Source organism: Salinisphaera sp., from assembly GCF_002729955.1.
Lineage (GTDB): Bacteria > Pseudomonadota > Gammaproteobacteria > Nevskiales > Salinisphaeraceae > Salinisphaera.
Genome location: NZ_PBYA01000032.1, coordinates 180,513 through 198,541, shown reverse-complemented (window position 1 = coordinate 198,541; position 18,029 = coordinate 180,513). Strand labels below are relative to the sequence as shown.

General features: G+C 62.7%; 12 protein-coding genes and 1 riboswitch. Of the genes, 10 read left to right on the top strand and 2 right to left on the bottom strand.

The features are described 5' to 3' along the window. Positions 1-10 precede the first annotated feature (10 nt). A riboswitch (FMN riboswitch) is annotated at positions 11-156 on the bottom strand. 110 nt (positions 157-266) lie between these two features. Next, positions 267-1,418 (top strand): methionine aminotransferase, encoded by a 1,152-nt coding sequence (locus CMN27_RS09950; protein WP_293626041.1) that lies wholly within the window; start codon positions 267-269, stop codon positions 1,416-1,418. A 110-nt stretch (positions 1,419-1,528) separates the two neighbouring features. Here CMN27_RS09950 and CMN27_RS09945 read toward each other — a convergent pair whose 3' ends face one another. Continuing rightward, entirely contained in the window at positions 1,529-2,719 is a 1,191-nt protein-coding gene (locus tag CMN27_RS09945) for a ferritin-like domain-containing protein (RefSeq protein ID WP_293626039.1), read from the bottom strand. A gap of 473 nt (positions 2,720-3,192) precedes the next feature. Between CMN27_RS09945 and tkt the strand changes: the two genes are divergently transcribed. The 6 genes from tkt to CMN27_RS09915 all read left to right on the top strand — a co-directional run bounded on the left by tkt (position 3,193) and on the right by CMN27_RS09915 (position 11,031). Further along, positions 3,193-5,193 (top strand): transketolase, encoded by a 2,001-nt coding sequence (gene tkt, locus CMN27_RS09940; protein ID WP_293626037.1) that lies wholly within the window; start codon positions 3,193-3,195, stop codon positions 5,191-5,193. 74 nt (positions 5,194-5,267) lie between these two features. Continuing rightward, positions 5,268-6,275, top strand: a complete 1,008-nt coding sequence (gene gap, locus CMN27_RS09935; RefSeq protein ID WP_293626035.1) for a type I glyceraldehyde-3-phosphate dehydrogenase — start codon at positions 5,268-5,270, stop codon at positions 6,273-6,275. A 28-nt stretch (positions 6,276-6,303) separates the two neighbouring features. After that, a complete protein-coding gene (locus CMN27_RS09930) occupies positions 6,304-7,485 on the top strand; it encodes a phosphoglycerate kinase (RefSeq protein ID WP_293626033.1) in 1,182 nt (393 codons plus the stop codon). Between the two features lie 143 nt (positions 7,486-7,628). After that, positions 7,629-8,471, top strand: coding sequence for a MoxR family ATPase (locus tag CMN27_RS09925; RefSeq protein ID WP_293626031.1), 843 nt, complete (start codon positions 7,629-7,631; stop codon positions 8,469-8,471). Between the two features lie 433 nt (positions 8,472-8,904). Continuing rightward, positions 8,905-10,083 (top strand): VWA domain-containing protein, encoded by a 1,179-nt coding sequence (locus tag CMN27_RS09920; RefSeq protein ID WP_293626029.1) that lies wholly within the window; start codon positions 8,905-8,907, stop codon positions 10,081-10,083. Positions 10,084-10,173: 90 nt separating this feature from the next. Beyond that, on the top strand, positions 10,174-11,031 hold the full coding sequence (locus CMN27_RS09915; protein ID WP_293626027.1) for an ElyC/SanA/YdcF family protein: 858 nt from the start codon (positions 10,174-10,176) through the stop codon (positions 11,029-11,031). Here the strand turns inward: CMN27_RS09915 and CMN27_RS09910 are convergent. Beyond that, positions 11,025-11,711, bottom strand: a complete 687-nt coding sequence (locus tag CMN27_RS09910) for a TetR family transcriptional regulator (protein ID WP_293626025.1) — start codon at positions 11,709-11,711, stop codon at positions 11,025-11,027. The two genes, CMN27_RS09915 and CMN27_RS09910, sit on opposite strands and share 7 nt — an antisense overlap. A 125-nt stretch (positions 11,712-11,836) precedes the next feature. Between CMN27_RS09910 and CMN27_RS09905 the strand changes: the two genes are divergently transcribed. Genes CMN27_RS09905 through CMN27_RS09895 form a run of 3 tightly spaced genes read left to right on the top strand, consistent with a single transcriptional unit; the run spans position 11,837 to position 18,016 of the window. Then, positions 11,837-13,312, top strand: coding sequence for an efflux RND transporter periplasmic adaptor subunit (locus CMN27_RS09905; protein WP_293626022.1), 1,476 nt, complete (start codon positions 11,837-11,839; stop codon positions 13,310-13,312). Positions 13,313-13,314: 2 nt separating this feature from the next. Next, on the top strand, positions 13,315-16,470 hold the full coding sequence (locus tag CMN27_RS09900) for a multidrug efflux RND transporter permease subunit (protein ID WP_293626020.1): 3,156 nt from the start codon (positions 13,315-13,317) through the stop codon (positions 16,468-16,470). Beyond that, entirely contained in the window at positions 16,463-18,016 is a 1,554-nt protein-coding gene (locus tag CMN27_RS09895) for an efflux transporter outer membrane subunit (protein WP_293626018.1), read from the top strand. Before CMN27_RS09900 ends, CMN27_RS09895 begins: the two co-directional genes overlap by 8 nt. Positions 18,017-18,029 lie beyond the last annotated feature (13 nt).

Sequence of the window (18,029 nt, the reverse complement as noted above, 5' to 3'; positions counted from 1 at the left end):
GGTGGCCGCCGTGCGTCTTCTTTCATCCGGACTGTGACCGTCGGCTCTGGCATCGCACCAGATCTGCTGACCCTCGACCGTCGGTCGAGGCGCTCGCGGGCTCGTCATTAACGACATACCGCCGGTGGGGAATTTCGCCCCGCCCTGAAGACGGCCGCAAGTATAGCCGATCGAACAGGTGTTCGTCAGATCGGCTGTATGCCGGCTCGCATACGCCGTGCGCAGGCCCTACTATTTCGCTTCGTTCAACCACTGCAATCGCGCGCATGCAATTCGCCAGCAAACTGCCGGCCGTGGGTACCACCATCTTCAGCGTGATGAGTGAACTCGCTGCCCGGCACAATGCCGTGAACCTGGGCCAGGGCTTTCCCGATTTCGAGCCGCCGCTGCGCTTGCGCGAGGCGCTCGCCCGAGCGGTTGCCGACGGCCATAACCAATATCCGCCCGGGATCGGCGTGGGCGCGTTGCGCGAGCAGATCGCGGCGAAAACGCACGCGTTGTACGGCCGGCCCACCGATCCCGACACCGAAGTCACCGTCACCTCCGGGGCGACCGAGGCGATATTCGCCGCGATCGCGGCCACGGTGGGCGCGGGCGATGAAGTCATCGTGCTCGACCCGGCCTACGACTGCTATGTGCCGGCCATCGAACTGCAGAACGCGCACGCAATCCGCCTACCGCTGATCCAGCCCGATTTCACGATCGACTGGCAGCGTGTAGCCGATGCCATCGGCCCGCGTACTCGAATGCTCATCGTCAACTCGCCCCATAACCCAACGGGTGCGGTGATGAGTGCGGCCGATCTCGATCGGCTGGCCGAGCTGCTGCGCGATACGTCCATCGTCGTGCTGTCGGACGAAGTCTACGAGCACATGGTCTTCGACGGACAGGCGCATCAGAGCGTGGCCCGGCACGATGAGCTGGCCGCGCGCAGCTTCGTGGTCAGCTCCTTCGGCAAGACCTATCACTGCACCGGCTGGAAGATCGGCTACTGCGTGGCGCCGCCGGCCCTGACCGCGGAGCTGCGCAAGGTGCACCAGTACCTGACCTTCGCCACCTTTGCCCCCGCGCAATGGGCGCTGGCCGAGATGCTCGCCGAACAGCCGTCTCACCACCTGGAATTGGCCGATTTCTATCAGGCCAAACGGGATCGGTTCCGGGCGCTGCTGGCCGACACGCCGTTGACGCTGCGCGATGTGCCCGGCGGCTATTTCCAGCTGGTCGATTATTCCGCGGTTCGCGACGTCGACGATGCAGCGTTCGCTCAATGGCTGGTCAAGGAGGTGGGTGTGGCCGGGGTGCCCCTGACCCCGTTTTTTCAAACGCCGCCGGATACGCGTCTGTTGCGCCTGTGCTTTGCCAAGAGCGATGCCACGCTCGTTGCGGGCGCCCAACGGCTTGCCGCGATCGAGATATAAAGCCGGTTCGCATACCCATAAAAAAGCCCCGGCCGAGGCCGGGGCCAAGGTTCACGAGGGGCGCCCTCGTTGAACGACTATGGAGATGCTTATTCTGTGTTGGCGGAAGTTCAGCTCGTGGTGTTGCTGCTTTGCGTGGCACCGCCGCTGGCTTCCAGCGCCTCGGCAGCTGCGATATTCGTGCCTTCGGGGAAAAAACTCGTCGAAGGCACGTTGTTCGCCATCGGGCTCACGCTGTTGGGCGTCAGGTAGGCGATATTGTGGATCTGCGCCGGCGTGCGCGAGAACGTAATGCCGTTACCGTCGGTGGGAACGATGTTGGTGGCATCGTAATTCGTGCCGTAGATCGAGACGCTGTTAACCCCGTCACCCGTGATACCCTGATCGAGATCGTCATCGCCGTCGAGGCTGTCGCGGGCACCGGAAATGGCGTTTATCACCGCGCCGAGCGGTACGGTCTGGTCGCCTTCGCTGGTATTGAAGGTCACGGTTTCGCCGTCTTCCGCGCGTGCCGTAAGAATCGTGCGCACCAGACCCGCGTGATAACCCTCGACCGAGAGAATGCCGGCCGCTGCGGTCAAAAAGTCGCGGTTACGCAGGAACTGGGCGCCGCCCTTGTAAGCCGTCACCCCGACGTCCTCGAATATGAAGGCGCCGATAAGAAACCCGAGCGGGCTGGCGTACGGGTTGAACGTGGCCGTGGCATTGTTACCGATGACGCCCGCGGCGCGCAGGGCCGCGGTTGCAGCGAAATCGAACGAGCTGCTCAGGTTGATCGTCGGACGGGCGATCAGCCCGCCGGCCTGCGACAGTCCGGCGCGCAGGAACTGGACATGATCGAGCTCGTCGGAGGCGATCTCGGCGGCATAACGGCCGATCAGGGGGTCGGCCTGGCCTTGGAGGTTAAAGTTGACCCCGCCCTGCTGCGGGAAAGTGACGGTACCGGCGGACATGCCGCCTTCGCTGCCACTCGTATCGGGTGCTTTCAGGCCGGAACCGGTAACCGCGCCGAGATAGTATTCGGCTTCGAGGTATTCCAGATTGAGCGCGAACTGCAGCACGGCCGCATCGCTGGGCGCGTTCGCAAAAAGATCGTTATTGCCGGCGTTGTCGGTCTGGGCATTCGCAAAGCCGTCGTTGTCGCTACAGGCGGCCAGCAGTGAGCTGCCGACCAGACCGGCGGAAAACATCCCGGCGTTGGTCAGAAACCGTCGCCGCGAGTTGCTGATGGGTTTTCCGGTCGTGCCGCTGATGATGTCGACCGAGCGTTGTTGTTCTGTTTTGGCGCTTTGATCCGTCATGAGCTGAATCCCTTCGGTTTGTTGAAACCGGTCGTGCAACCGGTGAACAAGGCATGGCCGGCCCGCGCCGCATTCATGGGTGGCATGAATGGCCGCGTACGGTAACGGCGGTAGCCCTTGGTTTGACGCTAGCACAGTCAAACCTCGTGTCGAGGCCAGGGAAGTCACGGTGGATGCGGTATTGCGGCAATGTCGCGCTTGGTATTTTGGGCATTATTTACCAAGCGCATGATAATTATGATTTTTGCAGATGCTTTGTTCAGCGCTGTCGGCATCGATTAAATATTCGTGACGTGCCGCAAACTGCGTGCTCGACGGGTTCGATCGCGCGATCTGCGCCTTCATAGATCGCGTGTTCGGGGCCGGCGCGTGCCTCAGTGCCGGCCCGTGTGACGACTTAATCGTGTGTTGCCCGCATGGGCGCTTTAATAGACAATGCACGGCCTTTGTCAAGCCGCGTCATAGGATTGTTGATGCCTGCACGCCGTGATCTCGCCAACGCCATCCGTATTCTGTCGATGGACGCCGTCCAGCAGGCCAACTCTGGCCACCCCGGCATGCCCATGGGCATGGCGGATATTGCTGAGGTGCTGTTCAACGACTATATGAAGATCAATCCGGGCAATCCGGACTGGGTCGATCGTGATCGTTTCATCCTGTCGAACGGGCATGGCTCGATGCTGCAGTACGCGCTACTGCATCTGACCGGCTACGACGTCTCGCTCGACGACATCAAGAACTTTCGTCAGCTGCATTCCAAGACGCCGGGTCATCCCGAGAATTTCATGACCCCGGGCGTGGAAACCACTACCGGACCGCTGGGCCAGGGGCTGGCCAATGCCGTGGGCATGGCGCTGGGCGAAGCGGCCCTTGCTGCACGCTTCAATCATGCCGATGCCACGCTGGTGGATCACTACACCTGGTGTTTTGCTGGCGACGGCTGCCTGATGGAAGGCATCTCCCACGAAGCCTGTTCGCTGGCCGGCACGCTGGGCCTGGGCAAGCTGGTGGTGTTCTACGACGACAACGGCATCTCGATCGACGGCGAAACCCGGGGCTGGTTCACCGACGACACGCCGGCCCGTTTCGAGGCCTACGGCTGGCAGGTCGTGCGTAACGTGGACGGTCACGACGCCGACGAGATCAAGACCGCGATCGAAACCGCGCGCCAGGAAACCGGCAAGCCGACCCTGATCTGTTGCAAGACCGTCATCGGCTGGGGCTCGCCCAACAAGCAGGGCACCGCGGGTGTACACGGCGCGGCGCTGGGCGACGAGGAAATCGCTGCGGCCCGCAAGCAGATCGGCTGGGCCGACGAAACGCGTTTCGCCGTGCCCGACGACATCTATGCCGCCTGGGACAAGCACGACCGTGGCGCGACCGCCGAGAAGAACTGGCAGGACGCCCGTGCAGCCTATGCGGCCAAGTACGCCGACGACATGGCCGAGTTCGAGCGTCGCATGGCCGGGCAGATGCCGCGCGACTGGCCCGCCCAGTGCCGTGCCTTCATCGAGAAGGTTCAGGCCGAGGGCAAGCGTACCGCCACGCGCAAGTCGTCGAAGGCGGCTATCGAAGCCTATGCGGCGCTGTTGCCGGAGCTGATCGGCGGCTCGGCCGACCTGTCCGGCTCGAACGGCACCGATTTCAAGGGTCATATACCGATCAACGCCGGCGACTACAGCGGCAACTACGTCTATTACGGGGTACGCGAGTTCGCCATGACCGCGATCACCAACGGGCTGAGTCTGCACGGCGGCTTCACGCCGTTCGGCGCGACGTTCCTGACGTTCTCCGACTATGCCCGCAACGCGGTGCGTATGGCTGCGCTCATGCGCTCGCGCAATATTCTGGTGTATACCCACGACTCGATCGGACTCGGCGAAGACGGCCCGACCCATCAGTCGGTCGAGCATATCGCCAGCCTGCGCCTGATCCCGAACCTGCATGTCTGGCGCCCCGGTGACGACGTGGAAACCGCGGTCGCCTGGCAGGCGGCGATCGAGCGCGAAAACGGGCCGACCGCGCTGGCCCTGTCGCGTCAGGACGTCGATCATCAGCCGCGCGATGCCGCCCAGGTGGCGGCTATTGCCCGCGGCGGTTACGTGCTGCGCGAGCCCGAAGGCGAAGCCCAGGCGCTGATCATCGGGACCGGTTCCGAGCTGGAAATGGCCGTGGCCGCAGCGGATCGCCTGGCCCAGGAGGGCGTGGCGGTACGCGTGGTCTCCATGCCCTGTATCGAAGCCTTCGATGCCCAGGGCGCGGACTATCGCGAGTCGGTGCTGCCGGCGGCGATCGGCGCACGGGTGGCGGTCGAGGCCGGGGTCAGCGACAGCTGGTATCGCTTCGTCGGCGCCACCGGGCAGGTGGTCGGCGTGAACGACTTCGGCTCATCGGCGCCTGCCGGCGATGTCTATGCCGATATGGGCGTGACCGTCGACAGCGTGGTCGACGCAGTGCGCGGCCAGCTGGGCTAGAAACCCGGCAATCATTCAATTCATGTTCTTACTGGCCGCGCTGAAGCGGCCAGACCGTTAGTAAAGAGGTAGCTATGGCAGTCAAAGTCGGGATCAACGGTTACGGTCGTATCGGACGCAACGTGCTGCGCGCGCTGTATGAATCCGGTCGTAATGGCGAAATCGAGATCGTGGCCATCAACGATCTGGGTGATGCCGAGGCGAACGCGCATCTCACCCAGTACGACACCGCCCACGGTCGTTTCCCGGGCGAAGTCTCGATCGAAGGCGAGCACATGGTCGTCAACGGCGACAAGATCAAGGTGCTGGCCGAACGCAACCCGGCGGATCTGCCTTGGGGCGATCTGGGCGTGGAGATCGTGCTGGAATGCACCGGCCTGTTCGCCAGCGAAGACAAGGCCAGCGCGCATCTCGACGGCGGCGCCAAGAAAGTGCTGATTTCGGCGCCGGCGGGCAACATCAAGACCATCGTCTACGGCGTGAACCAGAACACCCTGACCGCGGACGACAAGATCGTGTCGAATGCCTCCTGCACCACCAACTGCCTGGCGCCGCTGGTCAAGCCGTTGCACGAGGCCTTCGGTATCGAATACGGGCTGATGAACACCATCCACTCGTACACCAACGACCAGGTGCTCACCGACGTCTATCATAAGGACATTCGTCGCGCCCGTAGCGCGAGCCAGAACATGATCCCGACCAAGACCGGCGCCGCCGCCGCGGTCGGCCTGGTGTTGCCGGAACTCAACGGCAAACTCGACGGCTTTGCCGTGCGCGTACCCACGATCAACGTGTCGATGGTCGATCTGACCGCGCAGGTGTCCAAGGACACGAGCGTGGAAGAGGTCAACGCCGTGCTCAAGAAGGCGGCCGAAGGCGAACTCAAGGGCGTACTTGCCTACACCGAAGCCGAGCTCGTTTCCAGCGACTTCAACCACTCGACCGTGTCGTCCACGGTGGATTCGCCGCTGACCAAGGTTTCCGGCGGCAAGCTGGTCAAGGTCTGCTCCTGGTACGACAACGAGTGGGGCTTCTCCAACCGCATGCTCGATACCGCGCTGGCCCTGGCCAACGCCGGTTAAGCAGGCCGACAAGACCCAGGAGCGCGACATGACCGCCATGCTCAAGATGCAAGACGTGGATCTCGCCGGCAAGCGGGTGCTGATCCGTCAGGATCTCAACGTTCCGTTCGCCAACGGCGAGGTCAGTTCGGCTGGCCGCCTGAAGGCGTCGGTGCCGACCATTCAGGCAGCACTCGATGCCGGTGCGCGGGTGATGGTCATGTCGCACCTGGGTCGTCCGAAGGAAGGTCAACCGGACAACGACCACAGCCTGGCGCCGGTGGCCCGCTATCTGGGCGAGCTGCTGCGCCGCGACGTGCCGCTGGTCAGTGACTGGCTCGACGGCGTCGAGGTGGGCGAGGGCGAGATCGTGATGTGCGAGAACGTGCGCTTTAACGTGGGCGAAAAAGCCAACGACGAAGGGCTCTCGCGCAAAATGGCTGCCCTCTGCGACGTGTTCGTGATGGATGCCTTCGGTACGGCCCATCGGGCCCAGGCATCGACCGAAGGCGTGGCCCGCTATGCGCCGGTGGCCTGTGCCGGGCCGCTGCTCTCGGCCGAGGTGGAAGCACTGGAGGCCGCGCTGGGTGATCCGGCACGGCCGCTGGTGGTCATCGTGGGTGGTTCCAAGGTCTCGACCAAACTCGAGCTGCTGGAAAGCCTGGCCAATGTCGCCGACCAGCTGATCGTGGGCGGCGGGATTGCCAACACGTTCCTGGCCGCGGCCGGCCATAACGTGGGGGCATCGCTGCATGAGCCCGACCTGGTCGGCGCAGCGCGTATGGTCGATCGCGAAATCCGGCGCCGCGGCGGCGAGATTCCGTTGCCCACCGATGTGGTCACCGCCACGGAAGTTTCGCCCGAGGCTCATCCCGAGGTACGCCCGGTCACCGAGATCGAGAACGACGAGATGATTCTCGATTTCGGGCCGGATAGCCGTGATCGGATCGCTGCGATCCTCAAGGACGCCGGCACGATCGTGTGGAATGGCCCCGTGGGCGTGTTCGAAATCGATCAGTTCGGTGGTGGTACCCAGGTGCTGGCACGGGCGATCGCACGCAGCGAGGCGTTTTCGATCGCCGGCGGCGGCGACACGCTTGCGGCGATCGAGAAATACCGTATCGAAGACGATGTGTCGTATATCTCCACCGGCGGCGGCGCCTTCCTCGAATTCCTGGAAGGCAAGACGCTGCCCGCGATTGCGGTGCTCGAACAGCGCGCCGAAGGCTGATCAAAAGCCGGATCGGACGCCCGGCACCGCGATGCCGGGCGTTTTATAGCGCGTCTTTTTATTGAAAAGGTGTTTCGTTTCCACGACACTGGCGGTCGTGCCGAAACGGCGATCACTCGAACCTTTAACCGCGATTCACGCCTATGACCACCCAATTCACGGGGACGGACCGTTACGTCGCCACGGATGACCTCAAGCTTGCCGTGAATGCGGCAGCGACCCTGCAACGACCGCTGCTGATCAAGGGCGAGCCGGGCACCGGCAAGACCATGCTGGCCGAGGAGGTAGCCGCGGCGCTCGAAAAGCCGTTCTTCCAGTGGCATATCAAGTCGACCACGAAGGCTCAGCAGGGCCTGTACGAGTACGACGCGGTATCGCGGCTGCGCGATTCGCAGCTGGGCGATGAAAAGGTGCACGATATTGCCAACTACATCGTGCCCGGCCCGCTCTGGGAATGCTTTACCTGCGATACCCAGCCGGTGCTGCTGATCGACGAGATCGACAAGGCCGATATCGAATTCCCGAACGATCTGCTGCGCGAAATCGATCGCATGGCCTTCGATGTCTACGAAACGCATCAGACCATCGAAGCACGCCACCGGCCGATCATCATCATCACCTCGAACAATGAAAAGGAACTGCCGGACGCGTTTCTGCGCCGCTGCTTCTTCCACTTCATTTCGTTCCCGGACAAGGACACGATGCGCGAGATCGTCGATGTCCACTTCCCGAACATCAAGAAGACCCTGCTATCGGATGCGATGGATCTGTTCTTCGACGTGCGCGACGTGCCGGGCATCAAGAAAAAGCCGTCGACCTCGGAACTGCTTGACTGGCTGAAGCTGCTGCTGGCCGAGGACATCCCGGCCGAGGCGCTGCATTCCAAGAATGCCCGCGATGCGCTGCCGCCGCTGCACGGCGCGTTGCTCAAAAACGAGCAGGACGTGCATCTGTTCGAGCGTCTGGCGTTCATGACGAGGCGTTAGAACAAGGCACGGGTGTCCGCAAATAAACGCCAATGCGCGCAAATCAAAGCCACACAGCGCGCGTATGGTTCGCTACGTTGAACGTTCGTCAGGCGTTTGGGCTACGCGCGTATAGCGACAATCGCCTGTGCAGATGAACGTGGATGAATGCCTATGGCGGACGTAAGACGTACCGGGATGCTTTGTCTTATGTACGGCCATTTGTTTTTCATTTGCGGACACGTGTGCTCTTGATTATGTGCAAAGTTCAGCACGCGGCGTGAACAGCGGGTCCGCGGGCCTTGGCGCGATCGGTTTTTCGCCTTATTCGCGTGTCTTCGCGTTCATTTGCGGACAACCTGCCTGCTTGAGTGTGCAACCGAGTTTCATACGTAACCAAGTGTCTTCTTGTCTTTGTGCTTACGCCACGCGGTCATTTACGGCCTGAATCAAAATGCTGATCGAATTCTTCTACGAACTGCGCGACGCCGGCCTCAAGCCGTCGGTGACCGAGTACCTGACGCTGCTGGAGGCGCTGGATCGGCACGTGGGCGGCATGAGCGTGGAGAATTTCTACTATCTGTCGCGGGCGACGCTGATCAAGGACGAAACCAAGTTCGATCGCTTCGATCAGGTGTTCGGCCATTACTTCGACGGTATCCAGGCCGCGACCGAGGACCTGACCACCGATATTCCCGACGAATGGCTTGAGCGCATGAAGCAGCTCGAGCTCACCGATGAGCAGAAGGCCCAGATCGAGGCCATGGGCGGCTGGGACAAGCTCATGGAAACGCTCAAGAAGCGTCTCGAAGAGCAGGGCGAACGCCACGAGGGCGGCAGCAAGTGGATCGGCACCGCCGGTACCTCGCCGTTCGGCGCCTACGGCTATAACCCGGAAGGCATTCGTATCGGCCAGGAAGGCTCGCGCCATCGTCGTGCGGTGAAGGTCTGGGACAAGCGCGAATTCGCCAACCTCGACGGCTCCCAGGAAATCGGCACCCGCAACATCAAGATGGCGCTGCGCAAGCTGCGGCGCTTCGCGCGCACCGGCGCGGACGAAGAGCTGGACATGGAGCGCACCATTCGCGCGACGGCCAAGAATGCCGGCAACCTCGATCTGCATATGCGCCCCGAGCGCCGGAATGCGGTCAAGCTGCTGATCTTCTTCGATGTCGGCGGTTCGATGGACGACCACGTGGCGACCGTGGAGTCGCTGTTCTCGGCCGCCCGTGCCGAGTTCAAGCATCTCGAATACTACTATTTCCACAATTTCCCGTACGAGGGGCTGTGGCGCGACAACCGCCGTCGCCGTACCCAGCAGCATGCGACCTGGGACGTCTGTCATACCTATACGTCCGACTACAAGGCAATCTTCGTCGGCGATGCGACGATGAGCCCCTACGAGATCGCCTATCCGGGCGGCTCGGTCGAGCACTGGAATGCCGAAGCGGGCGCGGTCTGGCTGCAGCGGCTGCTGGAGAGTTTTCCGAACGCCGTCTGGCTGAACCCGGAACCGCGTCAGCGCTGGGACTACACGCCGTCCATCCAGATGACCCGTGAACTCATGGACGATCGGATGTACACCATGACCCTGGACGGGCTCGAAGCGGCGATCGAACAGCTGGCCGACTGAGGTCACGCCCTCGGCGGCGGCCGATAAGTCGCGCTGTCGACATCGTTTTCGCGCTATCCTTGCCCACGCCTGCGCGCTGCTTTTGTCGTGATGACCGCCATATCTGAATCGCCATCCTTTGGCCGTGTCGGCCGCCGCATCGTCAAGATCGGGTTGAGTACGATCGGCAGCGCCTTGCTGCTGGTGCTCGCGGCCAATGCCTGGGTGGTTTCGGCCACCCGCGAGTTCATCGTCGAGGACATGGGCCGGCTGTCGGTGCACGACGTGGGCGTGGTTCTGGGCACCAGCCCGTTCACCCGTCACGGCAACCGCAATCTGCTGTTCACCCATCGCATGATGGCCGCGGCCGAACTGTATGCGGCAGGGCGGGTTCGCCATCTGCTGCTGTCGGGGGCGAATCCCGATCGCACCTATAACGAACCGCGCAAGATGTATCAGGCTCTGCGCCGCCTGGGTGTGCCCGATTCCGCGCTGACCTTCGATTTCGCCGGCTTTCGCACGCTGGATTCGATCGTGCGTGCCCAGCAGGTGTTCGGGCTCGAGCGCTTCGTGATCGTTTCGCAGCGCTATCACGTCTATCGCGCGCTGTTCATCGCCCGCTACAACGGTGTCGAGGCCATGGCCTATATCCGGCCGCAGGAGGATCGGCGTCAGCCGTTGCGTGCCGAGGCGCGCGAGTACCTGGCTCGGTTCAAGGCGGTGGTCGATCTGTTCCTGCTGTCCAAGGGGCCGCGGTTTCTTGGCCCGCAGCGGCATATCGACATCATCGAGGCGGAACCGGTGTTCGATTTCATCGTCCGCGACGACAAGATCGCGCCGGTCTACGGAATCCCACGTCGCTGGCCCAGCGTGCTCGTGGTGCCCCGTCCGCCCATGGCCTATCCCGATCAGCGCCCGCCGGCGAAAAACGATACCGACGATAGCCGCGCCGAAACGGGCGCTCAGTGATCGGCCGGTTCGGGTTCCTGGATCTCAGCCGCGGGCGCACGGGTAAGCATTGCTTGAGTGGGGTCGTTCATCAGGCCGCGCAGCGCCGCGTCGACCAGCGGACCCCAGTCGCGATCGGCGACATGGGTCTCGGGGTGGCGCAACACGCATTCGTAGTGGCCGGCCACGAATGCCATGACCATGTCGCTGGCATCTCGCGCCGACAGCTGTGAATGTAGCAGGCCGAGCTGCTTGATTTCGTTGCAGAGCGACATGATGACCTCGCGGGCGTCTTCGAACATCGCCCGCATGAGGGCATCGGCCGGGTGGCCTTCGTCCGTGACTTCGCAGCGATGCATGACGATATGACAGACGCGCCGGTGGCGGGGGTCGTTGCCCAGGCGTTCCAGGCCATGGCGCATGACCTCGCGCAGAAGCCATAGCGGCTCGTTGCCGGGAATATGCTGGCTCAAGCACTGGCGCAGATCGCGCAGCGGCAGATGGGTACGGGCGACCATCGCCTCGAGCAGGGCGCGCTTGTCGGCAAAATGCCAGTAGATCGCACCCCGGGTCACCTGGGCACGCTGGGCGATACGATTCAGCGAGGTCTGCGACACGCCGCGTGCCTGCATCTCGATTTCGGCCGCGTCGAGTATAGTTTCTCGGGTCTGGGCCGATTCGTCTTTGGTGCGTCGTCCCATGGGGTCGTCATCCACACGTGATCTGATCTAAGCATACCCGAAAAGTTTCGAACATACATACGCGAATGTATGTATACTTAATGCTATATTCAGCTAGTTCCATCGGCCCCTTCGGGAATACTTCTATGCGCTACCCCCTGTCTGCGCCCGCGCGCCGAGCTTCCTTTGGCCTGCGTCTTTCTTGTGTGCTCGTTTTTACCTGCGTGCTCGCAGCCTGCGGCGGCGGTGACGGCGCAGGTGGTGGCGAGGGCGGCGGCCAGCAGGCCGGTCAGCAACAGCAGCCGCCGGTGCCGGTCGACGTCAAGACCGTGATCCCGCACACGGTGGATATCATGTCGGAGTACCCGGGCCGGGTCCGCGGGCGACGGACCGTCGAGGTGCGTGCCCGAGTGGAAGGCATTCTCGAGAAGCGCTTTTACAACGAAGGCGAGATCGTCGAACAGGGCGACATGCTCTTCACGATCGACCCGCGCCCCTTTCAGGCGGTGGTGAACCAGCGCAAGGCCGAGCTTTCAAGCGCCAAGGCCACGCTCAACCAGGCCCAGCGCAACTGGGCGCGCGTGCGTCGCCTGTATGAAGTGGACGCGGTCAGCGAAGCCGAACGCGACGATTCGCTCTCTCAGCTCGAAACCGCCCGGGCATCGGTCGAACAGGCCCAGGCCAACCTCGACGCCGCCCAGATCGACCTCGGCTATACCACGGTTGAAGCGCCGCTGACCGGCGTGACCAGCCTGCGTGACGTCGACGAAGGCGCGCTCGTGAGCAGCGGCACCCAGCTGACGACCATCACCCAGCTCGATCCGGTGCAGGTGCTGTTCGCTCTGCCCGAAGACGACGCCATCGCCCGCAACAAGGCGCTGGCCGCCATGGGTGCGCGCAGCACCAACGAACGTACCCGCGAAGCCACCATCATTCTGCCGGATGGGGATGAGTTCCCGGCCAAGGGCGTGGTGGACTTCACCCAGAGCACCATCAATCCCGAGACCGGTACCGTGCAGCTGCGTGCGGTGGTGGAAAACGCCAACAACGCGCTCATGCCGGGCCGTTATGTGCGTGCCCGTATTCGTCTGGATACGCGCCACAACGCGGTCGTGGTGCCCAACGTGGCGGTATCCGATGGTGAGCAGCAGACCCAGGTATACGTCGTCGGCGACGACGGCAAGGCCAAGGCGGTGAAGGTGCAGCTCGGCCCGGACGTGGAAAACGGCCGCCTCGTCGAGTCCGGTCTGTCGGGGGGCGAGCAGGTTATCGTCTCCGGGCTGGGCCAGCTCAAGCCGGGGGCCGCAGTGAAGGTCAAGCCCGAGCAGGAGGATACGTCGGGTGCGTCTGCCGAAGGTGGCAGCCAGGGCAGTAGCCAGGGCAGTAACCAGGGCGACGCCGGCCAGTCGGATACGAGCGACGGCGATCAGCCGGTGGGCCAGTCGGCCGATGCGCACAATGGCAACGAGCACAATGCGGTGGTGGGTATCGACACGCATGACCTGCGCCTGAGTCCGCGCGAACCGCTGCAGGGTATGAATCAACCGCGTGCTTCATCGGGGGCGCGCCAGGCGTACCGTACCGATGACGCCTATGCCGCCAACGTCGGCCGGGGCAGCTGAAGATGATTTCTCGCTTTTTCATCGAACGGCCGGTATTCGCGACCGTTCTCTCGATCGTGATCACGCTCGCGGGCCTGATGGCCATGCGCGCGCTGCCGATTGCCCAGTATCCGGACGTGGTGCCGCCGGAGGTGGTGGTCCAGGCGACCTACCCGGGCGCCAGCGCCGAGGATATTGCCGAAACCGTCGCCGCGCCGCTCGAGCAGGAGATCAACGGCGTCCAGGACATGCTCTACATGACGTCGACGGCGTCGGACGCGGGCACGCTGCAGATCTCGGTATCGTTCGCGATCGGTACCGATCCCGATCAGAACACCATCAACGTCAACAACCGTGTGCAGGCGGCGCTGTCGCAGCTGCCGCAGACGGTGCGCAACACCGGCGTGCAGGTCGACAAGCGCTCGAGCAACATTCTCACCGTGCTCACGCTGTTCTCGCCCGATCAGACCTTCGATACCACGTATATCAGTAACTATGCGCTGGTTAACGTCATCGACGCACTCAAGCGTGTCGAAGGCGTGGGCGATGCGCGGCTGTTCGGTTCGCAGGATTATTCCATGCGCATCTGGCTCAATCCGAGCAAGATGGCGCGTTATCAGCTCACTCCGGCTGATGTGCAGGCAGCGCTTCAGGAGCAGAACTCGCAGTTTGCGGCGGGCAGCTTCGGTGCCATGCCCAACGACAACGAAATCGCGTTCACATACACCGCCAGTACCGAGGGGCGTTTCTCCAACGCGGAGCAGTTCAAGAACATCATCCTGCGGACCGAGGATAACGGCCAGGTGCTGCGCCTGGGTGATGTCTCACGCGTCGAACTGGGCGCGCAGAGTTATAGCACCAGTGGTTCGTTCTCGGGCAATCCGGCGGTTCCGTTCGCGGTGTATCTGGCGCCGGGCGCCAACTCGCTGGCGACCGTGGAGCGTATCCGCGCGCGGATGAAAGAGTTGGGCAAGGATCTGCCCAACGGCATGGAATACGAGATTCCATTCGATACGACCAAATTCGTCGATGCCTCGATTACCGACGTGGAACAGACGTTCATCGAGGCGATCATCCTGGTCGTGCTCGTGGTGTTTTTGTTCCTGCAGAACGTACGCGCCACGCTGATTCCCTTGCTCGCAATTCCGGTGTCGGTGATCGGCACCTTCGCGGGCATGTATGCGCTCGGCTTTTCCATCAACCTGCTCACGCTGTTCGGCCTGATTCTCGCGATCGGTATTGTCGTGGACGACGCCATCATCGTGATCGAGAACGTCGAACGCATCATGGAGGAGGAGGGCAAGTCGCCCAAGGATGCGGCGATCAAGGCCATGGAGGAGGTCAGTGGCCCGGTGATCGCGGTGGTGCTGGTACTGGCGGCCGTATTCGTGCCGGTCGGCTTTCTGGGCGGTTTGTCTGGCCAGATGTATCGACAGTTCGCGATTACCATCGCGGTGTCGGTGGCCTTCTCGGGGCTGGTCGCACTCACGCTGACCCCGGCCCTGTGTGCGGTGTTTCTCAAGCCGCGCAAGAAAACGCCCAACTGGTTCTTTCGCAAGTTCAACCAGATGTTCAAAAAGGCGACCGGTGCCTATCTATGGGGCGTCGATCTGCTGCTGCGCCGGGCGATTCTCGGTCTGGTGCTGTTCGTGGGCGTGCTGGTAGCGACCTGGTTCATGTCCACCCAGGTGCCGGGCGGTCTGCTGCCGCAGGAGGATCAGGGCTATATCTTCACGACCTATACCCTGCCGCCGGCGGCTTCATTGCAACGTACCGAAGAAGTCCGCGATGAGGTGATTAGCAAAAGTCTCAAGGCCATGCCGGCGGTCGAGGATATCGTCGGTGTCGCCGGTTACGACTTTCTGGCTGGCGCTCAACGTACCTATGCCGGTATCGCCTTCCTGACGCTCAAGGACTGGGACGAGCGCGGTGGCCAAGGACAGGATTCATTTTCGCTCGTAGGCCAGACATTCGGCCTTGGCGCGCAGATCCCGGATGCCCAGATCATAGCCTTCAACCCGCCGCCCATCATCGGCTTGTCGACGACCGGTGGTTTTGAGGGCTACTTGCAGAGCAAATCCGGCGACAGCTTCAACGAAATTCGTGAGGCCGCCGGCAAGGTGGTGGCCGAGGCCAATAAACGCCCCGAGCTGTCGCAGGTGCGCACCACCCTCACGACCAACGTGCCGCGCTACCGACTGGATGTGGATCGCGAAAAAGCCAAGACGCTGGGCGTGCCGATCAACGATCTGTTTGCCACCCTCCAGGCGACTTTCGGTTCGCTGTACGTGAACCAGTTCACCTATCTGGGGCGGAACTGGCAGGTCAATATCCAGTCTGATGCGCCGTATCGCGAAAAGCCGGAGGATCTGGCCAAGGTATTCGTCCGTTCGGATACCACCGGCGACATGATTCCAGTGAGCTCGCTAGTGAGCCATGAACGCAGGCTTGCAGCCGACGTGGTAGAGCGTTTCAATATCTTCCCGGCGGCCAAGATCATGGGCTCGCCGGCGCCGGGCTATAGTTCGGGCCAGGCGAACGCGGCCATCCAGCAGGTCGTGGCCGATGTGCTCGGCGGCAACAATTACCAGCTGAGTTTCACGGGCACCGCCTATCAGGAAGAAACCGCAGCCGGATCGGGCGGGATCGCCGTGCTGTTCGGCATGATCATGGTGTTCCTGATTCTGGCGGCCCAGTACGAGAAATGGACGCTGCCGCTGGCGGTGATCACCGCGGTGCCATTCGCCGCACTGGGCGCCTTCGTGGCTGTCTGGTTTCGGGGTATCGATAACAACCTCTACTTCTCGGTGGGTTTGCTGGTGCTGATCGGTCTGGCCGCCAAGAACGCGATTCTGATCGTGGAGTTCGCGGTTATGTCGCGCGAAGAGGGCAAGTCGCCTGCGGCCGCTGCCTTTGAAGCAGCCAAATTGCGTTTTCGCCCAATCGTGATGACGTCGCTGGCCTTCATTCTCGGCTGTGTACCGCTGGCGCTGGCCACTGGCGCGTCGGCGAATAGCCGTAATGCCATCGGTACGGCTGTGGTTGGTGGCATGCTGGCGGCTACGTTCTTTGCCATTCTATTCGTGCCGCTGTTCTATGATCTGGTCGAGCGCGGCTCGGCGCGGGCCGGACGTTTGCTCAACAAAAGAAAAGATGATGAAGGCAATCCCCATGCGTAAGGCCCTTCTGCTGCTCGCCGTGGCGGGCCTGTCGGCCTGTACGCTCGGCCCGGATTATCAGCGCCCTGATATCGACCTGCCGGATTCGGCGTTCGACTCGACGCTGCTGAGCAAGAGCCAGCGCCAGGAACTGGCGTACTGGTGGACGCGGTATCGCGATCCGGTTCTCAACGAACTGATTGACGACGCGCTGGACGACAACCTCGACGTGGCCCTGCAGGCCGCACGTTTCCGCGAGGCGCGTGCGCAGCTGGGTCTGGCCAACGCCAACCTGTTTCCGTCGATTCAGGGCCAGGCGCAGGCGGCGCGCGAGAAGACCAGCTATCTCGGCGCGAGCAGTGGCGGCAGCGGTGGTGCGGGCGGCGGCGCATCGTCGGGCTCGGGTTCGACCCAGGCGGCCGGGCAGCGCTACAACTACTTCTCGGTCGCGGCCACGCTCAGCTACGAGCTCGACGTGTTCGGCGGCCTGCGCCGTGCCAGTGAGCAGGCGCGCGCGGCGCTGCTGTCGTCGGCCTATACCCAGGATTCAATTCGTCTGGGTGTGGTCAGCGATGTGGTGACCAACTACATGTCGCTGCGCGCGCTCGAGCGCCAGATTCGGGTCACGCAGGAAACCATTGCCACGCGCGAGCGCGGCCTCGAACTTGATCAGCAACGCTACAAATACGGCGCGATCGACAAGCTCACGCTGCTACAGACACGGTCGTTGCTCGAAACCGCACGATCGCAGATGCCGCCACTTAGGCAGCAAGCCAGCGAACTGCGTTCGGCGCTTGCGATTCTGACCGGTCGCACGCCCAGCGAGATTCTGGCCGGCCCCGAAATCAACGACGGTTCGTTCGAGGATATGCATCTGCCCAACGACCTGCCGGTGGTGATTCCATCGCTGCTGGTCGAGCGACGGCCGGATATCCGGGCCGCCGAGGCGCAGCTAATCGCGGCGAACGCGAGTATCGGCGTGGCGAAGGCGCAGTTCTTCCCGACCTTTGACCTCACCGCCATGATCGGCACCGAGGCGATCGATGTGGACGACCTGTTCGAGCCGTATTCAGAAACCCAGAGCATCGCCGGCACGATTTCCGCGCCGATTCTGGACTTCGGACGCCGGCAGGCGAACTACGAAACCGCGATCGCGCAGAAGGACGCAGCCGAAATCCAGTATCGCCAGACCCTGCGTCAGGCGTTTTCCGAAGTGCGCGATGCGCTGGTGGCGGTGAATCTCACCGACGAGCGCGTCGAGTCGGTACAGCGCCAGGTCGATGCCTATCGCGAAACCGTGGAGCTCGCCCAGATCCGTTACGACGTGGGGCGCACGGCGTTTTTCGACGTGCTCGATGCCCAGCGTCAATTGTTCTCGGCGCAGCTGGATCTGGCCGAGGCGATTCGTGATCGCTTTACCGCGACGGCGGACCTTTTCAAGGCCCTCGGCGGCGGTTGGACCGAAAACAGCGATTCCTTGAACGATGGTTTGGAAGCGGTGCGTGACTCTTACGCACCGCAGAAAAACGATAGCGCGCAACCTGACGCGCGCAACGTGTCAGAATAGGAAACCTCTTCGT

What these genes read in the sequence shown, in the direction of transcription:
- CMN27_RS09950 (WP_293626041.1), top strand. Translation starts at nt 267, where the DNA reads ATGCAATTCGCCAGCAAACTGCCGGCCGTGGGTACCACCATCTTCAGC.
- CMN27_RS09945 (WP_293626039.1), bottom strand. Translation starts at nt 2,719, where the DNA reads ATGACGGATCAAAGCGCCAAAACAGAACAACAACGCTCGGTCGACATC.
- tkt (WP_293626037.1), top strand. Translation starts at nt 3,193, where the DNA reads ATGCCTGCACGCCGTGATCTCGCCAACGCCATCCGTATTCTGTCGATG.
- gap (WP_293626035.1), top strand. Translation starts at nt 5,268, where the DNA reads ATGGCAGTCAAAGTCGGGATCAACGGTTACGGTCGTATCGGACGCAAC.
- CMN27_RS09930 (WP_293626033.1), top strand. Translation starts at nt 6,304, where the DNA reads ATGACCGCCATGCTCAAGATGCAAGACGTGGATCTCGCCGGCAAGCGG.
- CMN27_RS09925 (WP_293626031.1), top strand. Translation starts at nt 7,629, where the DNA reads ATGACCACCCAATTCACGGGGACGGACCGTTACGTCGCCACGGATGAC.
- CMN27_RS09920 (WP_293626029.1), top strand. Translation starts at nt 8,905, where the DNA reads ATGCTGATCGAATTCTTCTACGAACTGCGCGACGCCGGCCTCAAGCCG.
- CMN27_RS09915 (WP_293626027.1), top strand. Translation starts at nt 10,174, where the DNA reads ATGACCGCCATATCTGAATCGCCATCCTTTGGCCGTGTCGGCCGCCGC.
- CMN27_RS09910 (WP_293626025.1), bottom strand. Translation starts at nt 11,711, where the DNA reads ATGGGACGACGCACCAAAGACGAATCGGCCCAGACCCGAGAAACTATA.
- CMN27_RS09905 (WP_293626022.1), top strand. Translation starts at nt 11,837, where the DNA reads ATGCGCTACCCCCTGTCTGCGCCCGCGCGCCGAGCTTCCTTTGGCCTG.
- CMN27_RS09900 (WP_293626020.1), top strand. Translation starts at nt 13,315, where the DNA reads ATGATTTCTCGCTTTTTCATCGAACGGCCGGTATTCGCGACCGTTCTC.
- CMN27_RS09895 (WP_293626018.1), top strand. Translation starts at nt 16,463, where the DNA reads ATGCGTAAGGCCCTTCTGCTGCTCGCCGTGGCGGGCCTGTCGGCCTGT.